This window comes from Microcoleus sp. T3_B1 (genome assembly GCF_036700445.1).
GTDB lineage: Bacteria > Cyanobacteriota > Cyanobacteriia > Cyanobacteriales > Microcoleaceae > Microcoleus.
The window spans coordinates 1-1,297 of sequence record NZ_JAUBOX010000198.1 but is presented as its reverse complement, the minus strand read 5'-3'; the positions used below and the strand labels follow the sequence as shown (position 1 = coordinate 1,297).

Annotated in this window: 2 rRNA genes; both read left to right on the top strand. The window is 53.3% G+C overall.

From position 1 onward, the window contains the following. Positions 1–996, top strand: a 23S ribosomal RNA gene (locus tag QT990_RS35735); the annotation flags it as partial. 131 nt (positions 997–1,127) lie between these two features. Beyond that, positions 1,128–1,243 (top strand): 5S ribosomal RNA (gene rrf, locus QT990_RS35730). Positions 1,244–1,297 lie beyond the last annotated feature (54 nt).

The following is a 1,297-nucleotide window of genomic DNA, read 5'->3' as shown; positions in this document are numbered from 1 at the left end:
CGTAACTATAACGGTCCTAAGGTAGCGAAATTCCTTGTCGGGTAAGTTCCGACCTGCACGAATGGCGTAACGATGGCGGCGCTGTCTCCACCCGAGACTCAGTGAAATTGAAATCGCTGTGAAGATGCAGTGTATCCGCGGCTAGACGGAAAGACCCCGTGAACCTTTACTATAGCTTTGCACTGGACTTTGAATTTGCTTGTGTAGGATAGGTGGGAGGCTTTGAAGCGTGGACGCCAGTTCGCGTGGAGCCATCCTTGAAATACCACCCTGGCAACTTTGAGGTTCTAACTCTGGTCCGTTATCCGGATCGAGGACAGTGTATGGTGGGTAGTTTGACTGGGGCGGTCTCCTCCTAAAGAGTAACGGAGGAGTACGAAGGTGCGCTCAGACCGGTCGGAAATCGGTCGTAGAGTATAAAGGCAAAAGCGCGCTTGACTGCGAGACAGACACGTCGAGCAGGTACGAAAGTAGGTCTTAGTGATCCGGTGGTTCTGTATGGAAGGGCCATCGCTCAACGGATAAAAGGTACTCCGGGGATAACAGGCTGATACCGCCCAAGAGTTCATATCGACGGCGGTGTTTGGCACCTCGATGTCGGCTCATCACATCCTGGGGCTGAAGCCGGTCCCAAGGGTATGGCTGTTCGCCATTTAAAGTGGTACGCGAGCTGGGTTTAGAACGTCGTGAGACAGTTCGGTCCCTATCTGCCGTGGACGTTTGAGATTTGAGAGGGGCTGCTCCTAGTACGAGAGGACCGGAGTGGACGAACCTCTGGTGTTCCGGTTGTCACGCCAGTGGCATTGCCGGGTAGCTACGTTCGGAAGAGATAACCGCTGAAAGCATCTAAGCGGGAAACTTGCCTCAAGATGAGATCTCACTGGAGCCTTGAGCTCCCTGAAGGGCCGTCGAAGACTACGACGTTGATAGGTTGGGTGTGTAAGCGCTGTGAGGCGTTGAGCTAACCAATACTAATTGCCCGTGAGGCTTGACCATATAACACCCAAACAATTTGGCTGTTAGACGGTAAGTCGACAGTAAAACCGAAAATCTGCACGAACACGCAATACCTTGATCACATACCCAATTGGCTGCAGCGGCTAAACCCCGAGGCAGCAACTGAATTGCTTGACGACCATAGAGCGTTGGAACCACCTGATCCCATCCCGAACTCAGTAGTGAAACGACGCATCGCCGATGGTAGTGTGGGGTTTCCCCATGTGAGAGTAGGTCATCGTCAAGCTCCTTTCCCAAACCCCCGACCCGCGCAAGCAGGTCGGGGGTTTGCTTTTGCGCT